Below are 16,596 nucleotides of genomic sequence, written 5' to 3'. Positions count from 1 at the left end.
TGCAATAGTTTTACACAGTCTTTGGTGCTAGACTGCGCGCCGTGTCGTCCTACGGCTCGTAACATACAATTTTTACATTTTTATAAAGGTTGTTCAAACACCATGGTAACTGCAATTATCCTAACCCTGATAACGCTAGCATTCGTGCTCATCGTTATAGAGGATATTATCCATGTAAACAAGGCCAAAACCACGCTTTTCTTTGGTACTTTATGCTGGATTATCTTATTTATCTCGCCGCTTCACGGGCAAAACCCCGAAAACGTACAATATCAACTTGACCACAATATTTTAGAGATTGCCACACTCTGGTTGTTTTTAATGGCTGCAATGACCTTTGTAGCCTATTTGAACTCCAAAGGTTTTATCCAAAATATTGTGCATAAGATAATGCCCAGTGCTATTAGCGAACGCAAACTGATGTTTTTGATTGGCGGGTTCTCCTTCTTGTTTTCGTCGATTTCAGACAATATCACAGCCACATTAATTTCTCTTGCGGTGGTGATGTCGTTAAAACTCGATCCGAAAAAGCTTATTAAATATGCCACATTAATTATTTTTAGCGTTAACTCTGGTGGAGTGTCACTCATAACTGGTGATGTAACTACGCTGATGATTTTCCTTGATGGCAAAGTAAGTATTGCACATTTGCTGTTGTTAGTTATTCCAGCACTGGCAAGTGTTGCGCTGTTGGCAATTATGTTGTCGTTTGGCTTAAATGGTGCAGTCGAGTTTACTAAACAAGAAGAGCGCCGCATTGAAAAAACCGATATCACCATCGCGGTTATTTTCTTATCAACCATTATGGCCACATTAACGCTTAGCGTACTTTACCATGTGCCGCCGTTGTTGACCTTTTTGTTTGGTTTATCACTGATGTTTTTAACCGCACAGTTTTTAATGCGCAAAAAAGACGTTAATAAAAAAATCATCGATTATATTCGGGAAATCGAATACGACACCTTGCTGTTTTTCGTTGGCGTATTATTACTTGTAGGCGCCCTGAAAGAAGTGGGCATGCTCAGTAAGTTCACTCATCTTTACGAGTTAATGCCAGCACAATATGCAAATTATTTAATGGGCATATTGTCAGCTGCGGTTGACAACGTACCGCTAACGGCTGCGTTACTTAAAGCTGAAATAGTTATGAGTCCACAACAATGGTTGTCGTTTACGTATGCAACTGGGGTGGGTGGTTCCATGCTTATTATTGGCTCAGCTGCCGGTATTATCGCTATGAGTAAAGTAAAAGCACTTACCTTTATGAGTTATTTACGTATGTCGGTGTATTTATTAATCGCGTATACAATTGGTTATATGGGATCGTATTTAGCAGGTAGCTTTATTTAGTTGTTTTTATTATTTAAAACAACTTGACAGCTAGACGTCTAAACGATAACTTTCAAAACCCGCTTAATAGCGGGTTTTGTTATTTAATTGCTAATAATTTACGTAATTAATCTAACATTCAGAAGAGGTGCGGTACTTAGGTACTTAATGTTAGGCGACGCATGCCTGTGATCATTAAGGAGGGAAGTACTCGCCGAGGAAAGCAACTGGACGTCACAGTGGTTTTTCGGTTTATGGGGCTGAATCCTCAAAACTGTCACCAATTAGGTGGAGAGCTTCTGGCAGTGGACTTTTCTTATCGACCCCCCCCTTGCCAAGTTCTTCTTGTATTATCGTGGTATGAATGCCACAACAGGAGATGACATGAATACCCAATTAGCTGTAACTAACTTGCAACAGTCAGCACAAAATCAAAAATCAGACTACGTAGTCGCAAAGTTCGGTGGCACCAGTGTGGCTAACTTTGAAGCGATGAGCCGTTGCAGTGAAATTATTGTAGCCGATAACAACGTGCGCGTGGTGGCCGTCAGTGCCAGCGCAGGAGTGACTAATCACCTTGTGACTTTATGTAAAAAAGATTTATCAGCAGATGAGCGCAGTGAGAACATTGCTGGCGTTATTGCTATTCAAGATGCTATTTTAAATGAACTGTCATTGGATGCTGATTTAGCTCATGGCTTTGATGAAACCATTAAAGCTTTTAAGTCACTTGCCAGTGAACCACTAAAATCAAAGCAACAACATGATGAGTTATTGAGCTTTGGTGAGCGTTTATCATCCTATTTATTTACTCAGGTACTGCGTTTAAATGGCTTAAATGCGGTGCGTTTTGATGTGCGACAGGTATTAAAAACCGACAGCCAATTCTCAAAAGCAACCCCAGATGTAGCTGCAACCGCGGTGGCGGCAAAAGAGCATTTAATACCACTTTTAAAAGAACACGTTGTAGTCACTCAAGGCTTTATTGGCAGTGACGCGCATGGGCAAACTACCACACTTGGCCGTGGTGGTTCAGATTACAGTGCTGCATTATTAGCAGAGGCGATTAATGCTAAAAGCGTGCACATATGGACTGATGTAGTGGGAATTTTTAGCACCGATCCACGCTTGTGTGCTAAAGCTACGCCGATTGCGCGTTTAAGTTTTGATGAAGCGGCAGAAATGGCGACCTTTGGCGCAAAGGTATTACACCCTGCAACAATTTTACCTGCGAGCCGCAGTCACATTAGCGTATTCGTAGGTTCTAGCCGTGAGCCTGAGCGTGGTGGTACATGGATTGAGCGTGAAAAATCACAAGTGCCAGGTATTCGCGCGGTAACGCAACGTAAAAATCAAATATTGTTAACCTTAAAAAGCCCAGAAATGCTTCTGGCTAGTGGCTTTTTAGCTCGCGTGTTTGCAATTTTAAGCGAATTTAATATCTCGGTTGATTTGGTTACGACCTCAGAGATAAGTGTTGCTATTACTTTAGATAACGCGCCAAATGCGTCGCGTCCTGAGCTTGATCAAGAATGCCTTGATCAGTTGGCGGAATTTTGTCATGTATCAGTTGAGAACAACTTAACGTTAGTGGCATTAATTGGTTCGCAAATTCAATTACAGCAGCAAGAAGTAAATCTAATGAACGTATTAAGTGATTTTAATATTCGTTTGATTTGCCATGGTGCCAGTAAACATAATTTGTGTTTTTTGGTCGAGCAAAGCGAGTCAGACTTTGTTGTACAAGCAATACATAGCCGCTTATTAGAAGTGCAAAACGCTGCGTAATTGGTCGATAGAATTTACCACCGAGCATTGCCAGTCAGTGCTCTGGTTACTTACAACACTCACATCAAACTCTTTATATTGGCAGCTCACTGCTGTTAACTTACTCAGCATTAATTGATTAAATACATTGGGGCTAAGTAATTTAGCAATCGGCTGACTGGTGGCTTTAGCGAGTGCTTCTTTTAAGGTCCAAATTCTAAAAAAACGTTCGGGGTTTTGGCGGATTAAATTCACTTCATCAAGATGATAAAAATGCTTCGCAAGTTTTATAAATGGGCGCTTTGTGGATATTTTTTCAATATCAAAGCCAAACTGAATGCATTCATGATTTAGTGCCGCACCGACAAAACCATTAGAGTGAGATAGGCAACTGCTAAGTACTGTATTACTACCCGTTATATGTAGCAGTAATTTACTGCTTTGCTCGTCAAATTCTGAGCTAATATGATTACTTGCTAGCTCACGAAATTGTGGCATCGTTTGTTTTACCAAATATTTAAGCAGTAGCCGAGTCGCTAAATATTCTTGCTTGGCTTTATTACTCTTACGGCGAGTGAACACAGTAAGCTCAAAAGGGCTTAATAATGCGTCTAAATTGAATTCATCAACATTTAAAAACTGGGCGTCAAATAATAAAATAGTTTTCGCATTGAACGGCTGCACGCTGTGTTTGGTGATAACGAGTTGCTGTTGAAAAAATAACGCAGGCATAAAATCCACAATTAAAGTGATAAAAGAATAAATATGTTTATATTTTGTGCGGTTGTGCGCAGGTTAACTAAGCCAAGGCAAATTTATTACTTTGTGAGAGTTAAATATGGTTTAATTCACACTAATGAAAAATAATAACAGATTTGTAGGTGTATGGCACAATTGCGTGATGGTTTTAAAAGTCGTCTTGGCTTTGTTTTAGCAGCGTCTGGCGCTGCAGTAGGATTAGGTAATATTTGGGGGTTTCCCACGCAAGCGGCAAATCATGGCGGCGGCGCGTTTTTGCTAGTTTACTTTATAGTAATATTTTTTTTAGCCTTGCCAGCTTTATACACTGAGCTGTACTTAGGCCATAAAGCGCAAGCTAATCCGGTTAAAGCACTTAGACAAGCATGGCAAGAGCAAGCACCGCAAGTAGGTGCTGCTGCAGGTTATTTAGGTTTAGCCGGTGCGGTTGTGATGCTGAGCTTTTACTCAATTGTAGCAGGTTGGATGCTTGCTTATACCTTTGAACCCATTGCTACCTTTTTTGGATTTACCACCGTCAGTACATTTTTACACACGGACTCGATGGCGCGTAATTTTGTATTTACACCACTGATGCTGATCCTCACTGCGAGTATTATTCTCAAAGGTGTTAAATCTGGCATTGAAACATGGTCGCGACGGTTAATGCCGATGCTATTGGTGTTACTCGTTGTGCTAATTGCTTATATCGCCACGCTTGATGGCGCAAGTGAAGGCTTTGCAGCATATTTAGTGCCAGACTTTAGCCAAATACTCAACCCAAGTTTAATTATTGCGGCAATGGGACAGGCGTTCTTTTCACTCTCACTGGGTGTTGGTTGCATGATGATTTATGGCTCGTACTTGCAACCCGATGCTAACCTCCCACGTTTAACAGCCTCTGTTGCCTTGCTTGATACCGGGGTGGCATTTTTAGCCGGCTTATTAATTATTCCAGCCATTTATGTAGCGCAGCATAATGGTGTGCAAGTGTTTAGCGACGGTAAGTTGATTGGGGAAGGGCAACTGATATTTGCTATTTTACCGCAGTTATTTAATACCATGGGTGAAATTGGCTTAGTGGTTGGTTTATTGTTTTTTGTATTAATGTCGATAGCCTCTTTAACGTCAACAATATCGTCTACCGAAATACCGGTGGCTTTTTTAGTTGAAAACCATCAAGTAGAGCGTAAAACAGCGACCTTTATTGTTAGCCTAACCGTGCTTGCTGCCTCTTCATTAATCATCTTTAATTTTGATTGGTTATTTGGTTTAGTGATTATGGTGCTAACGCAATACCAACTGCCGCTAATGGGCTTGTTTTATTTTGTGACGGTAGGCTGGTTGTGGCGCCGTGGTAACCAGCTGCACCAAGCAAGCAGTGGCTTTAAGTTTTGGTTTGCCCAGTATATCCGCTTTGTGTGCCCAATTTTAATGACCGCCGTATTTGCCAATGTGGCGTTTGGGTAATAGTTTAGCCATCACCGTCAGTTTTAGCGGTATTACATCCAAGGAGGGATTATGAACAGAGGAGTTAAAATACCGACTCACACACCCCAGACAAATACAAACGTGTAATTTTATCTGTGCATATACGCACATAACTTGTTTGTTATTCGCTATTTTCTTTTCTTTCTAAGCGGGCTATTCTTGCTTTATTAAATCAAGGAGCTGTTCAGCATGTTTAAAAATACTCAGTCAAGTTATGGCTTAGTCGCAATTTTCCTTCACTGGCTCATGGCATTGATGGTCATCGGGTTATTTGGTTTAGGGCTATATATGGTTGAATTAACCTACTATGATAGCTGGTATAAAGGTTCTTTGGATTTACATAAAAGCGTAGGGATCACCTTAGTTGCTTTATTAATTTTTAGATTTGCTTGGCGTGCATTGGGTGCGCAGCCTGAGCCTGTAGTGGGCAGTAGTAAAGCGTTAAATAGTGTAGCGCATACAGTACATATATTTTTATATCTACTGCTTAGCGTTATTGTGATTTCAGGGTATTTGATTTCTACTGCGGATGGTCGCGCGATTGAGGTGTTTACCTTGTTTAGTATTCCCGCAATTGATTTTTCAGTAGCTAATCAAGCAGATATTGCAGGTAAAGTTCACTACTATGTGGCGTGTAGCCTAATAGGGTTAGTGATTTTACATGCTTTTGGGGCGTTAAAACATCATTTTATCGATAAAGATAAAACCTTAATTAGAATGATTAAACCACAAAAGGATGATTAATAAATGAAAAAATTACTTTTATCAGCTGCAGTAGCGGCAACGTTATTTGGTGCTAATACTGCACACGCTGCAGATTATGTTATTGACACTCAAGGTGCCCATGCATTCGTAAACTTTAAAATTAAACATTTAGGGTATAGCTGGTTACACGGTCGTTTTAATACTTTTGATGGCAGCTTTAGCTATGATGCAGCTAACCCAGATACATCACAGATCATGGTTAATATTGATACTAAAAGTATCGATTCGAACCATGCTGAACGTGATAAGCATTTGCGTGGTAAAGAGTTTTTAAATGTTGATAAATTTCCAACAGCGACCTTCAAAAGTACATCAATTAAGTTTGATGAAGAAGGTGATGAAGCTGATGTAACAGGTGAGTTTACCCTTCATGGTGTAACAAAAACGATTACCTTTGAAATCGATAAAATTGGTGAAGGTAAAGATCCATGGGGTGGTTATCGAGTTGGTTTTGAAGGTGAAACTAGCTTAAAGCTTGCTGATTTTGGTATTGATTACAATCTTGGTCCTGCATCTACACATGTTGATATTGGTTTATATATTGAAGGTGTGCGTAAGTAAAACCTAACCGGAACTCAGGTTAAATAAATATGCTAATATCGATAAACGCCTCACTCAGCTGAGGCGTTTTTGTATTTCTGTAAACGTTGCTCTAATAACACGGTTTTAAATTATCTGGTAACCAACGTAATAATACTTCATGGTAGGCTGGTTGCTGTTTTATTTCTTTTAGTGCGGCATTTTGCACTTCAACCTGCGTATTGTTCGTTAAAAATATAATAAGGGGCAAAAGCAGTGACTATCCAATCAATTTTTTTAGCATGTAAAGGAGTGTTAATTAATAATGATAATAAAGCAAAACGCCAGTATTAGCTGGCGTCATTTAAGTTGCGAGGAAGTAAATCAGTATTGATTAATTGGCTTTTAACCATTTGACAAATTGACGTGCGTCACTTGCTTTTATAAATAAGGTATTTTTTAAACCTTGCGTATCAGAAAAAATAACACGTTGTTTATTTACTGAAATTGATTGCACTGGGTGTGCGATTTGGATCATAGATCCGTTGTAACTATAAGACATAATAAAACTCACTTTTTTCTTGTTATCTTTAATGTGCGCTAATTTCTTTATTAGCTTTAAAAGCACAATTAGATAGACTATGTTGTGTTTAGCTTCATTACAGTGTTGACGATCTTTATGACATTTATGCGACTATTTAAAAATATGTCGTAGTCTGAATTGGGGTTCTCGCCGTACAATAACTTAGCTCTATAATATACGTTTTGCGGGGATTACTGGATCAGGGTAAAGAGGTTAACCGCGAGGCTTTTTTAGGACCAAGAAGACAATTTACCCCAGTAAATTTATTTACGCAAGCATTATTTTAACTTTATTCTAGCCATTATATTTTAACTGCTGTATTTTAATTAGCTAATCTGAAAAAGGCGTTTAGCGGTATTTTAACTGTTGTGCGGTAATTCAACTGTGAATAATAAGATTTGGCTATGGAATACATTATCGTTAGTGATATTTTTGGTAAAACAGCTCATTTGAGTCACTTTGCACGGCAATTTACCGCTAAAAGCATAATTGTTGATCCGTACGATGGGCAATTGCAGCCAGTGATTGCTGAGCAATTACAGTATGATTTATTTATTACTGAGTGTGGTCACGATAACTATTTCAACAAGCTTAATACTATTCTTAGTAGAGTAACTAAACCAACTACGGTAATCGGTTTTAGTGCTGGTGGAGCTGCTGCATGGCGAAGCCAAGCAAGTGTGAAAAATTCACAGATAAAAAGATTAGTGGCGTTTTATCCAAATCAAGTTCGTCATTATTTAGATTTGTCAGCCAGCGTGGCGTGCGAGTTTATTTTTGCAAAACAAGAAGAGCACTTTGATATTCATCCTGTGATCGCTTGTTTAGAGCAGCAAACTAAAGTGCAATGCCAGCAAGCGGACTACGGTCATGGGTTTATGAATCCCTTGTCAAAAGGCTTCAATAGCTTTGGTTATCAGCAATATAGCCAATATCTGCTCACTGAAAATAATTAACTGAAATTACTACCTTGTAATAAATTTTGGCTATACTTATTTATTATCCAATAAAATAATTATAAATCATGACCGTACAACGATCTCCTTATAGTCACTTTTTATCAAACCCTGTTGCAAAGCCACCATGTCGAATGACTAATGCAAACATGTATGGTTTTTTTGCAAAAATAGATCAGGATAAAGTTCAAGAGTATATCGATACAACACTTAATATTGTTGCAACGAATGAGTTATATTTTAAAGGCATAGGCGAATATGCATTATTGACCTTTACCGACATAGAAAAAATTGCCTCATTAACGCCGCCTTTTAGTGAGCACGGTTGGATGCAAGAGACCGATATTATTATTTGGTTACCAGTTGCTAAGGTAGAAAAGCAAGGCAATGATGAAGATATTACCCACCTTTATTGGTATCCGGCGTTTATTTGCGTAAATAATGTTTATGCATTAATAAACGGTAGAGAAACATGGGGTTACAATAAGTACTTATGTGATCACCAGATGCCCAGTTCGGTAAGTAATATAACTGAGTTTTCAGTTTCACTGGATTGTTTTAAGCATTTTTTGCCAACGTCAAAATTACAATCACAGCATTTATTTTCAGTCACCAAAAACGTCAATACGCAAAGTGATGGCCTATTATCTGTATTAGAGGACTTTGGCGAGCATGTCGCGAATTTGTTTGATGGGGATCATATCGGTATTGATCTTTCGCTGTTAAAACAGCTGTTGCAGGGATTTGTGAATCCACAGATGGATCAAATACTATTTAAGCAATTTCCTGATGGGCAAGGCGATAAGGCTGTCTATCAAGCGGTTATGCACTCTCCTTCAGCAATAAAAAAAATCCATCAATTTAAACTACTCAGTGGTGCTTATCAGCTACATTTACAGCAATTAGATAGTTTTCCTTTGGCGCAAATGTTTGGTTTACAGCTAGGATCGCAAGCTGTGTACTTACCGTTTTATATCAAGATGGATTTTGACCAACTTCTAGCTACACAAATACTCCCTAAGTAAGGATCCATTATGGAGCAAGAAAAAATAGCTATTATAGGGGGAGGCGTTGCCGCAATGACGGCTGCTTTATACCTGACTGAACAACCTAATTGGCAACAAAAACGACATATTACAGTGTACCAACAAGGTTGGCGTTTAGGAGGAAAGGGAGCCAGTGGCCGTAATGCTGCTATGGGGCAGCGCATAGAAGAGCATGGTTTACATGTCTGGTTTGGTGCCTATGTTAATAGTTTTAAAACCATTGAAACTGTATACGACAAGCTACAGCGACCGCCAACGAGTGCACTAAGTACTTGGCAACAAGCACTTAAACCGCATAGTTTTATAGCCCTTGAAGAGCACATTGATGAGCAGTGGCAAACATGGCCTATAGAGTTTCCAGTTTTACCTGGTAACCCTGCGAATGGGAGTTTAGATATTACGGTATGGGACTTTGTGAAAATGACCCTTGCATGGCTGAAAGAATGGATACCACAATTTGAACTAGCCGCCAGAGTCAAAGCTAAAAGTACACAATTAACGACAAAAAAACTACGAGATAGATACCTACTACGCTATTTCCATCAACAAATTCAGACGTTAGTTTCTGATGGCAGTGAGGCATGGCAAACGTTTACCAGCGATATACACAATCTCAATCAAGAAATCACTTCAACACCTAGCTTACTTGTTGATAAATTAAATAGCTTTGTACAAAGTAACAACACACTTCAACCACAAATTTCTGAGAAGAAAGATAGTTTAGTGGTTTGGTATATCGTCAGAAAACTAAAGCGCTGGATTAACCAAGAGTTAACCGAGTTACTGGATGAGAATGCAGCGTTGAGGCGTATTTATATTTGTGCCGATTTAGCGATAGCGATGCTGGTTGGATTGATAAAAGATAAAGTTTATCGCGATGGTTTTGGGGTCATTAACAAGTATGATTTTCGTCAATGGTTACTAAAAAATGGTGCAAATAAACAATACAGTATCGATTCTGCCCCCGTGCGCGGTTTTTATGACTTAGTGTTTGCTTATCCACAAGGTGATTTTAAAAAACCAAATGTAGAAGCTGGAGTGGCTGCACTTGCGATGCTTAGAATCGGATTATGTTATCGTGGTGGGGTAATGTGGAAAATGCAGGCAGGAATGGGCGATGTTATTTTTGCGCCATTGTATGAACTATTAAAACAAAGAGGCGTCAACTTTGAATTCTTCCATCAACTACAGCAACTTACGCCTGGGGTTGATGCAAGTGGCCAAAACTGTGTCGCTTCTGTGTTACTACAACAGCAAGTGAGTTTAAATAGCTCATCAGAGTATCAGCCATTAGTTGATGTGAAAAACCTAGCTTGCTGGCCAAGTGAGCCTCTTTATCAGCAGATAAACCCCGCACAGGCCCTGTTACTAAAGCAGAATAATATTAATTTAGAATCATTTTGGAGTGATTGGCCCAGCTGTTATCAAGCACATTTTGGCGCACAACTACCAACTAAAACACTGCAGTTTAAAGATGATTTTGACCAGCTGATCCTTGGGGTCTCGGTTGCTTCATTAGAGCATGTTTGCCCGCAATTATTAGCAATAGACGACAATTTTGCTGCACAGGCTAAAAATGTTCTTTCGGTAGCAACACAAGCCAGCCAACTTTGGTTAAATAAAACAGATCAACAATTAGGTTGGCAGTATGTGCCCTTTAGTGAAGAAGGGCCTATTTTGAGTGGTTTTAGTGAACCATTTGATACGTGGGCTGCAATGCAAAACTTAATTGATAAAGAGCAGTGGCCTGCAAGCAATAGTCCGCAGAATATTGCTTATTTTTGTAGTGCATTTCCTTGTCAGGAATATCCTCCACAGAGTGATCATGGTTTCCCTGCACAGGCAAAAGCACAAGTAAAAACTAACTTAACACAATTATTAACAACTAACATGCAGCCGTTATGGCCTTTAGCTTACAACGATAATGATTTTGATTGGTCAATTTTATATGTAAAAGATGATGTGACAGGTTCAGCGAGATTAGCACAACAATATTGGCGAGTGAATGTTGATCCAAGTGAGCGTTATGTGTTGTCGGTTGCAGGATCCAGTCAATACCGCTTAGCAACGGATGGCACGCAATTTAGTAATTTATTTATTACCGGAGATTGGATCAAAACAGGTGTGAATGCAGGCTGTGTTGAAGCGGCGGTTATGGCTGGAATGCAAACAGCACGGGCACTGTGTGGGTATCCACAGCAGATCAGTGGTGAATATGCCTTTGAAGCGCTGTAAAACGAGCTAATTAATGGATAACTTGGCGACTTTAATCAATAAATTAGTCTATAATCGTAAATAATCACAATATATTTACATTGTCGGTATTAAGGTTCACCATCTAATGAGAAGCCAATGTTATCCTTTTTCAAACCATGTATTACTGCTGTGCTCGTCGAGCCTCGTTTTATCTGTTGCTGCACAGGCTGGAAATGAGGATCCGATTGTCTTTAGCCAAAGCCTCGAGGTCATTGAGGTGTATGCTCAAAAACGCGCGCAGGCAATAGAAGAGGTTAGCATTGCTATTAGTCAGGTCAAAGGTAACAACCTTAAAAACCAGCATTATAAGGATTCTACAGAGTTATCGGTATTCGCGCCTAATTTAAAAATCAGCCAAAATGCGGGTGAAGGCACGCCACCGGCGGTAAATATCCGGGGTGTTGGTTTAGTTGATTACAATACGGCGAACACCTCGCCTGTGGCTATTTATGTAGACGATGTTGCTGTAGGATCTGCAAGTAATCAGATCGTTAACTTTTTTGATATTGAGCAAGTGGATATTTTGCGTGGTCCGCAGGGGACTTTATTTGGCCGTAATTCAACTGGCGGAGCAGTTTTAATTCGTACTAAACGCCCTGAATTTAATGAGTCGGGGTATTTAACAGGCGGTATAGCAAATAATAATGCGTTTAGTATTGATGCGATGTATAACAATCAATTAAGTGATAACAGTGCGTTTCGTGTTGCTTTAAATCATCAGGACTATGAGTATTCAACCAGCAATACTTTTGCACAATCCCCTACCGCTGGAATGCAACAAACTAATGCGCGGCTATCACTATTAAGTGATTTTGATACTGTACAAGTATTGTTACAAGCGCATCTCGAAGATTGGCAGGGTATCGTACAGCCTGTCGGTAATATCGGTGTGGTTGCGGATCCATTAACTGGTGAGTTATGTAGTCCTAGCGAAGCTGGTTCAACAAATTGCTATGATAATTTTGGCTTTAATGATGCCAGTGACGACTTTTACACGGTTAAAGTTAATAACGACTCTGCGCATAAAACGGATGGTAAAGGGTTTAGTGCGCATATTGATTGGCAATTAAACGAGCATAACGAAATTATTTCGATTAGCAGTTATAATCAATTAGAGCGCTACCATGCATTTAATTGTGATGGCTCACCAGCGCGATTATGCGAAGGAAATCTTGGTTTAGATACTCACTTATTTAGCCAAGAGTTACGCCTACAAACGCAATGGCACAAGCATACTTTAACCAGTGGTCTTTACTACGCAGATGAATCAATTAAACAAAATAATGTTAACGATATATTAAGAGATTATCGCGGTATATTAGACACCGACTTAACCGCAACCTTCTTTTATGATAACCAAATTGACACGCAAAATATTGCCGCCTTTAGCCAGTTAGACTATCAACTTAATTCAGATTGGTTGCTAAGTGTCGGACTACGATATTCTTATGAATCACTTGATTATAACTCAGTGGCACAATTAAATATGGTAGTTGATCCGAGTGATTTAGCGGGGGTCTTAGTGCCATTTTATCATGTACAAGGCGAGCAATCCGATAATGGCTTTTCTGGCCAGCTTGCTATGAACTACCTTATTAACGACGTAACTCATGGCTATTACCGTTTTTCAAATGGGATTAAAAGCGGTGGCTATAATGGCGGGTTTTTATCTTCCCCAGAGCAAGCCGAATTAGCTGACTATGGCAAAGAGCGTCTCAATGCACATGAACTTGGTACTAAATCATGGTGGCCTGAGCAAGGTGTGCGGTTTAATTGGGCTGTTTTTTATTATGATTATAATGATCAGCAAGTGTTTATGAACCAACCATCAGATTCACCACAAAAACCCCCCGTGCAATTATTAGAAAACGTTGGTGATTCAGTGATCTATGGTCTTGAAGCGGAACTTGATTATCAAGCCACAGAGGCATTTTCAATGCGTTTTGCGATGGGCTATATTCTCCATGCAGAATTTGAAGAATTTGTTGATCCTTTAGGTAACAGTTTGACTCATAATCGGCTGCCATTTACATCAAAATGGAATGTGAGTGCTGGCCTAGAATATCGCTTAGAGCTTGCTGGTAACCCCTTGACAACACAATTGCTAGTGGATTATCAATCAGACTATTATTTTGATCAAAACCAAAACCCGTATGCCATGCAAGATGGCTACAGTATAATCAATGGTAATATTCGCTATCAATTCGATAAGCTAGGTTTTGTACTGTGGGGCAAAAATGTATTTGCTAGTGAGTACAGTAATTTAAAGTTTGATTTAAGCTCTTTCCTTGGCATGTTGGAAGATTTTAAAGGGGAAGGTCGCCGCTATGGTTTGGATATCAGTTATCAGTTCTAATATTGTAGTTATTAAACTGAGGTGTATTGTATGCTGTTAAAAGCAATACAAGTTTTTTGCTATGTAGTGTTTTTAGGCTTGCTAACAACATATGCCTGCGACGTGCGTGCAACAACGCCAGCAGATGCGTTTATTTATACAGAGCAACAACAAGATATCAATTTGTTCCAAGTTGGTACATTGTTAGCAGCAAGTTATGATGGCTTTCCTGACAACAGCAGTCAGGTTGCGACTTGGGTTGATAATCAACAGTTGCAAACGAGTACCACATATTATAGCGGAAGTTATTGGTTAGTCGTTGAACTTGAAAATCAGACTCAGCTAGCTGAGTTGGTGTTGTTTCCTTACAATACCTTAGTATCGCGTATTGAAACGCGCGTATATGATATGACAGATCCAACATCTGAGGCAGCGCGTTATGTAACGGGGGGAGTTGAAAAAAACGAATTTGCCTTTCATTACGGCAATCAAATATCACTTACACCAGGTAAACGTTACTTTTTGATCACCAAGTATGAAAGTGACTACTTTTACACTCCTCCTAAACTGGTATTAAAACCCTATACAGACTTTTTTGCCCAGATCACCATCGAAAATATGGTGATGATGTTGTGCTTTGGGGTAGGTATTGCGCTGGGTTTGTATAACCTATTAATTTATTTTGGTGCTCGGGATGTAACTCACCTTTATTACGCCTTATTTACAGCATGCTGGGTATTTGCGTGGAGCCAGTTTTTTCATATTCCAGATCAATTATTTGGTTTTTATAATGCCCATTTTCATTGGTTAGGCTTTGTTTTAATACCATTAATCAATGTTTTATTTTTCAATAATTTACTTAAGCTAAAAGACAGTTTTCCACAATTGTCAAAAGCATCAATTATATTAGCTGTGGTGGCAACCGCAGGTTTGCCGTTCGCTGCGATCTGGCCAGGTTTTGGGTTTATTTGGGCGACAATAGTAACAGGGGGTACGCTGTGCTTAGGCCTGTACATTGGGGTTCGTAGTTGGATGAGTGGCTTTAAGCCCGCGCGTTACTTTGTCTTTGCTTATCTTGCAATGGCAATTCCTAATATGGTGGGAAATTTAACTAATTTAGGTGTTCTGACGCCGATTGCAATTGATTTGTACCTGTTAGGCTTAATTGGCACTGCCTTAGATGCGATATTACTGGCGTTTGCAGTAGCAAATAAATTTAGTCTTTTACATGATGAGAATGTTGAGCTTAATAAAAACCTCGAGCAAAAAGTACAACTGCGTACGCAAGAGTTACAACAATTGGCGTCAGAGCTCACCGACGCCAGTGAAGCTAAGAGCCGTTTTTTAGCGAATATGAGCCATGAGATACGTACACCAATGACCTCTATTATAGGCTACGCAGATGGGATTATTTTAGGCGATATCAAACCTCACGAACGAAACCACGGTATTCAGGTTATTTTACAAAACAGCCGTCATGTTTTAGGACTCATAAACGACATACTTGATATGTCAAAAATAGAGGCAAATCGGCTTGAAATTGATTTAGTCGAGACTGACTTATTTGCAACCATCGCACACATTGAATCGCTATTAGGAAAACAAATTCGTGATAAAGGTCTTAAATTTAAAGTTGATTACCAATTTCCACTGCCTGATTGGATTATTTCAGATCCAACTCGATTACGGCAAATATTGTTAAATTTAACAGCCAATGCATTAAAATTTACCACTGTAGGGCATATTCAATTAGTGGTGAGTTGCACTAAAGAGCAGCTCGTTATTAAAGTCAAAGATAGCGGCATTGGGATGACAGAGGCTGAGCAACAAGATTTGTTTACGCCGTTTTATCAGGCCGACTCATCGATCTCACGTAAGTATGGTGGCACCGGACTCGGTTTAAATATTTCAAAAAGTTTAGCCGAAAAGTTAGATGGGAATATCACTGTTCATTCCCATGTTGGCAGTGGCAGTGAGTTTAGCCTTACTATTGCGCTCTACATGCCTGAGCGAATGAGTTGGATCAATAGCTTTGATGAGATCTCTACAAGTAAAGAAAAAGAGCTGTCAAGCCAATCCCAGCGAAACCTCGTAGGTGAAGTGCTAATAGCAGAAGATCACCCTGAAAACCGTGAGCTGATAAAGCGTATTTTAGAGCGTATGGGGTTAACTGTTACTGCGGTCGAAAATGGCAAAGATGCTGTGCAAGCGACGCTAGATCATCAATTTGATTTGATTTTATTAGACATTCAAATGCCAGTGATGGATGGCGAACAAGCGATTCACATTATGCAGGCAACAGGATTAACGACCCCCATTGTTGCTCTTACTGCAAATACCATGAAACATGAGGTTGATCGTTATCTAAAACAAGGGTTTATTGATCATATAGGCAAACCAATTGAACGCAGTGAATTTAGCTATAAAATTGCTAGTTACTTAGATATTGAAATACTTGAAGATGTAAAATTACCAGAGCGTGAATTTGAGATACTTAAACAGGTTTACATTGAGGGGCTTAAAAAGCAGCAAGAAACAATAACTAAGCAATATGCTGATGGTGATATGGCTGGTTTTGCACAAAGTGTCCATATGTTGAAAGGGACAGCAGGAATGTTTGAGTGCGAAACATTATACCAACATGCAATCAAGTTAGACAAAGCCCTTAAAACTAATAGCGTGATGTTAGATAGCCATTTAGTTTATCAAGTGTTTGATGAAATTGATGATATATTATGTCACTCACCTCAGTAAAATAAGCCCTTACTATTTTGTTGTTGAATGATAAGTATAGATGCTAAAACCACGACA

At 39.3% G+C, this 16,596-nt stretch carries 12 protein-coding genes and 1 riboswitch; of the genes, 10 read left to right on the top strand and 2 right to left on the bottom strand.

The window, feature by feature from the left end:
* Positions 1-102 precede the first annotated feature (102 nt).
* On the top strand, positions 103-1,350 hold the full coding sequence (gene nhaD, locus HHO47_RS00910; RefSeq protein ID WP_169017999.1) for a sodium:proton antiporter NhaD: 1,248 nt from the start codon (positions 103-105) through the stop codon (positions 1,348-1,350).
* A gap of 114 nt (positions 1,351-1,464) precedes the next feature.
* Positions 1,465-1,636, top strand: a riboswitch (Lysine riboswitch).
* Positions 1,637-1,713: 77 nt separating this feature from the next.
* Complete coding sequence (gene lysC, locus HHO47_RS00905) at positions 1,714-3,117, top strand: lysine-sensitive aspartokinase 3 (protein ID WP_169017997.1); 1,404 nt, start codon at positions 1,714-1,716, stop codon at positions 3,115-3,117.
* Here the strand turns inward: lysC and HHO47_RS00900 are convergent.
* Complete coding sequence (locus tag HHO47_RS00900; RefSeq protein WP_169017995.1) at positions 3,094-3,828, bottom strand: 4'-phosphopantetheinyl transferase family protein; 735 nt, start codon at positions 3,826-3,828, stop codon at positions 3,094-3,096. The genes lysC and HHO47_RS00900 overlap by 24 nt on opposite strands.
* Before the next feature lie 153 nt (positions 3,829-3,981).
* Between HHO47_RS00900 and HHO47_RS00895 the strand changes: the two genes are divergently transcribed.
* The 3 genes from HHO47_RS00895 (at position 3,982) to HHO47_RS00885 (ending at position 6,651) form a co-directional block, all read left to right on the top strand.
* Positions 3,982-5,304, top strand: a complete 1,323-nt coding sequence (locus tag HHO47_RS00895) for a sodium-dependent transporter (protein ID WP_169017993.1) — start codon at positions 3,982-3,984, stop codon at positions 5,302-5,304.
* A gap of 210 nt (positions 5,305-5,514) precedes the next feature.
* Complete coding sequence (locus HHO47_RS00890) at positions 5,515-6,069, top strand: cytochrome b (protein WP_169017991.1); 555 nt, start codon at positions 5,515-5,517, stop codon at positions 6,067-6,069.
* A 3-nt stretch (positions 6,070-6,072) separates the two neighbouring features.
* Positions 6,073-6,651: a YceI family protein gene (locus HHO47_RS00885; protein WP_169017989.1), complete on the top strand. Its 579-nt coding sequence runs from the start codon at positions 6,073-6,075 to the stop codon at positions 6,649-6,651.
* A gap of 352 nt (positions 6,652-7,003) precedes the next feature.
* On the opposite strand, the gene HHO47_RS00880 is transcribed toward HHO47_RS00885, so the two are convergent.
* Positions 7,004-7,171 (bottom strand): hypothetical protein, encoded by a 168-nt coding sequence (locus HHO47_RS00880; protein ID WP_211183556.1) that lies wholly within the window; start codon positions 7,169-7,171, stop codon positions 7,004-7,006.
* 425 nt (positions 7,172-7,596) lie between these two features.
* Between HHO47_RS00880 and HHO47_RS00875 the strand changes: the two genes are divergently transcribed.
* The 5 genes from HHO47_RS00875 to HHO47_RS00855 all read left to right on the top strand — a co-directional run bounded on the left by HHO47_RS00875 (position 7,597) and on the right by HHO47_RS00855 (position 16,539).
* Complete coding sequence (locus tag HHO47_RS00875) at positions 7,597-8,148, top strand: dienelactone hydrolase family protein (RefSeq protein WP_169017987.1); 552 nt, start codon at positions 7,597-7,599, stop codon at positions 8,146-8,148.
* A gap of 68 nt (positions 8,149-8,216) precedes the next feature.
* Entirely contained in the window at positions 8,217-9,173 is a 957-nt protein-coding gene (locus tag HHO47_RS00870; protein WP_169017985.1) for an acetoacetate decarboxylase family protein, read from the top strand.
* A 9-nt stretch (positions 9,174-9,182) separates the two neighbouring features.
* Positions 9,183-11,429, top strand: coding sequence for an NAD(P)-binding protein (locus HHO47_RS00865; protein ID WP_169017983.1), 2,247 nt, complete (start codon positions 9,183-9,185; stop codon positions 11,427-11,429).
* Positions 11,430-11,535: 106 nt separating this feature from the next.
* Positions 11,536-13,806 carry a TonB-dependent receptor gene (locus HHO47_RS00860; RefSeq protein ID WP_169017981.1) on the top strand — a complete coding sequence of 757 codons (2,271 nt, stop codon included), beginning with the start codon at positions 11,536-11,538 and terminating at the stop codon, positions 13,804-13,806.
* Positions 13,807-13,836: 30 nt separating this feature from the next.
* On the top strand, positions 13,837-16,539 hold the full coding sequence (locus HHO47_RS00855; RefSeq protein ID WP_169017979.1) for a 7TM diverse intracellular signaling domain-containing protein: 2,703 nt from the start codon (positions 13,837-13,839) through the stop codon (positions 16,537-16,539).
* Positions 16,540-16,596: the final 57 nt, after the last annotated feature.

The organism is Pseudoalteromonas arctica (assembly GCF_012927645.1).
GTDB classification, from domain to species: Bacteria; Pseudomonadota; Gammaproteobacteria; order Enterobacterales; family Alteromonadaceae; genus Pseudoalteromonas; species Pseudoalteromonas arctica_A.
This window is presented reverse-complemented; position numbering and strand designations above follow the sequence as displayed.

Bases quoted from the DNA above. Each gene is read 5' to 3' on its own strand.
- HHO47_RS00870 (WP_169017985.1), top strand. From the start codon at position 8,217: ATGACCGTACAACGATCTCCTTATAGTCACTTTTTATCAAACCCTGTT.
- nhaD (WP_169017999.1), top strand. From the start codon at position 103: ATGGTAACTGCAATTATCCTAACCCTGATAACGCTAGCATTCGTGCTC.
- HHO47_RS00885 (WP_169017989.1), top strand. From the start codon at position 6,073: ATGAAAAAATTACTTTTATCAGCTGCAGTAGCGGCAACGTTATTTGGT.
- HHO47_RS00890 (WP_169017991.1), top strand. From the start codon at position 5,515: ATGTTTAAAAATACTCAGTCAAGTTATGGCTTAGTCGCAATTTTCCTT.
- HHO47_RS00865 (WP_169017983.1), top strand. From the start codon at position 9,183: ATGGAGCAAGAAAAAATAGCTATTATAGGGGGAGGCGTTGCCGCAATG.
- HHO47_RS00875 (WP_169017987.1), top strand. From the start codon at position 7,597: ATGGAATACATTATCGTTAGTGATATTTTTGGTAAAACAGCTCATTTG.
- HHO47_RS00895 (WP_169017993.1), top strand. From the start codon at position 3,982: ATGGCACAATTGCGTGATGGTTTTAAAAGTCGTCTTGGCTTTGTTTTA.
- HHO47_RS00900 (WP_169017995.1), bottom strand. From the start codon at position 3,828: ATGCCTGCGTTATTTTTTCAACAGCAACTCGTTATCACCAAACACAGC.
- lysC (WP_169017997.1), top strand. From the start codon at position 1,714: ATGAATACCCAATTAGCTGTAACTAACTTGCAACAGTCAGCACAAAAT.
- HHO47_RS00880 (WP_211183556.1), bottom strand. From the start codon at position 7,171: ATGTCTTATAGTTACAACGGATCTATGATCCAAATCGCACACCCAGTG.
- HHO47_RS00860 (WP_169017981.1), top strand. From the start codon at position 11,536: ATGAGAAGCCAATGTTATCCTTTTTCAAACCATGTATTACTGCTGTGC.
- HHO47_RS00855 (WP_169017979.1), top strand. From the start codon at position 13,837: ATGCTGTTAAAAGCAATACAAGTTTTTTGCTATGTAGTGTTTTTAGGC.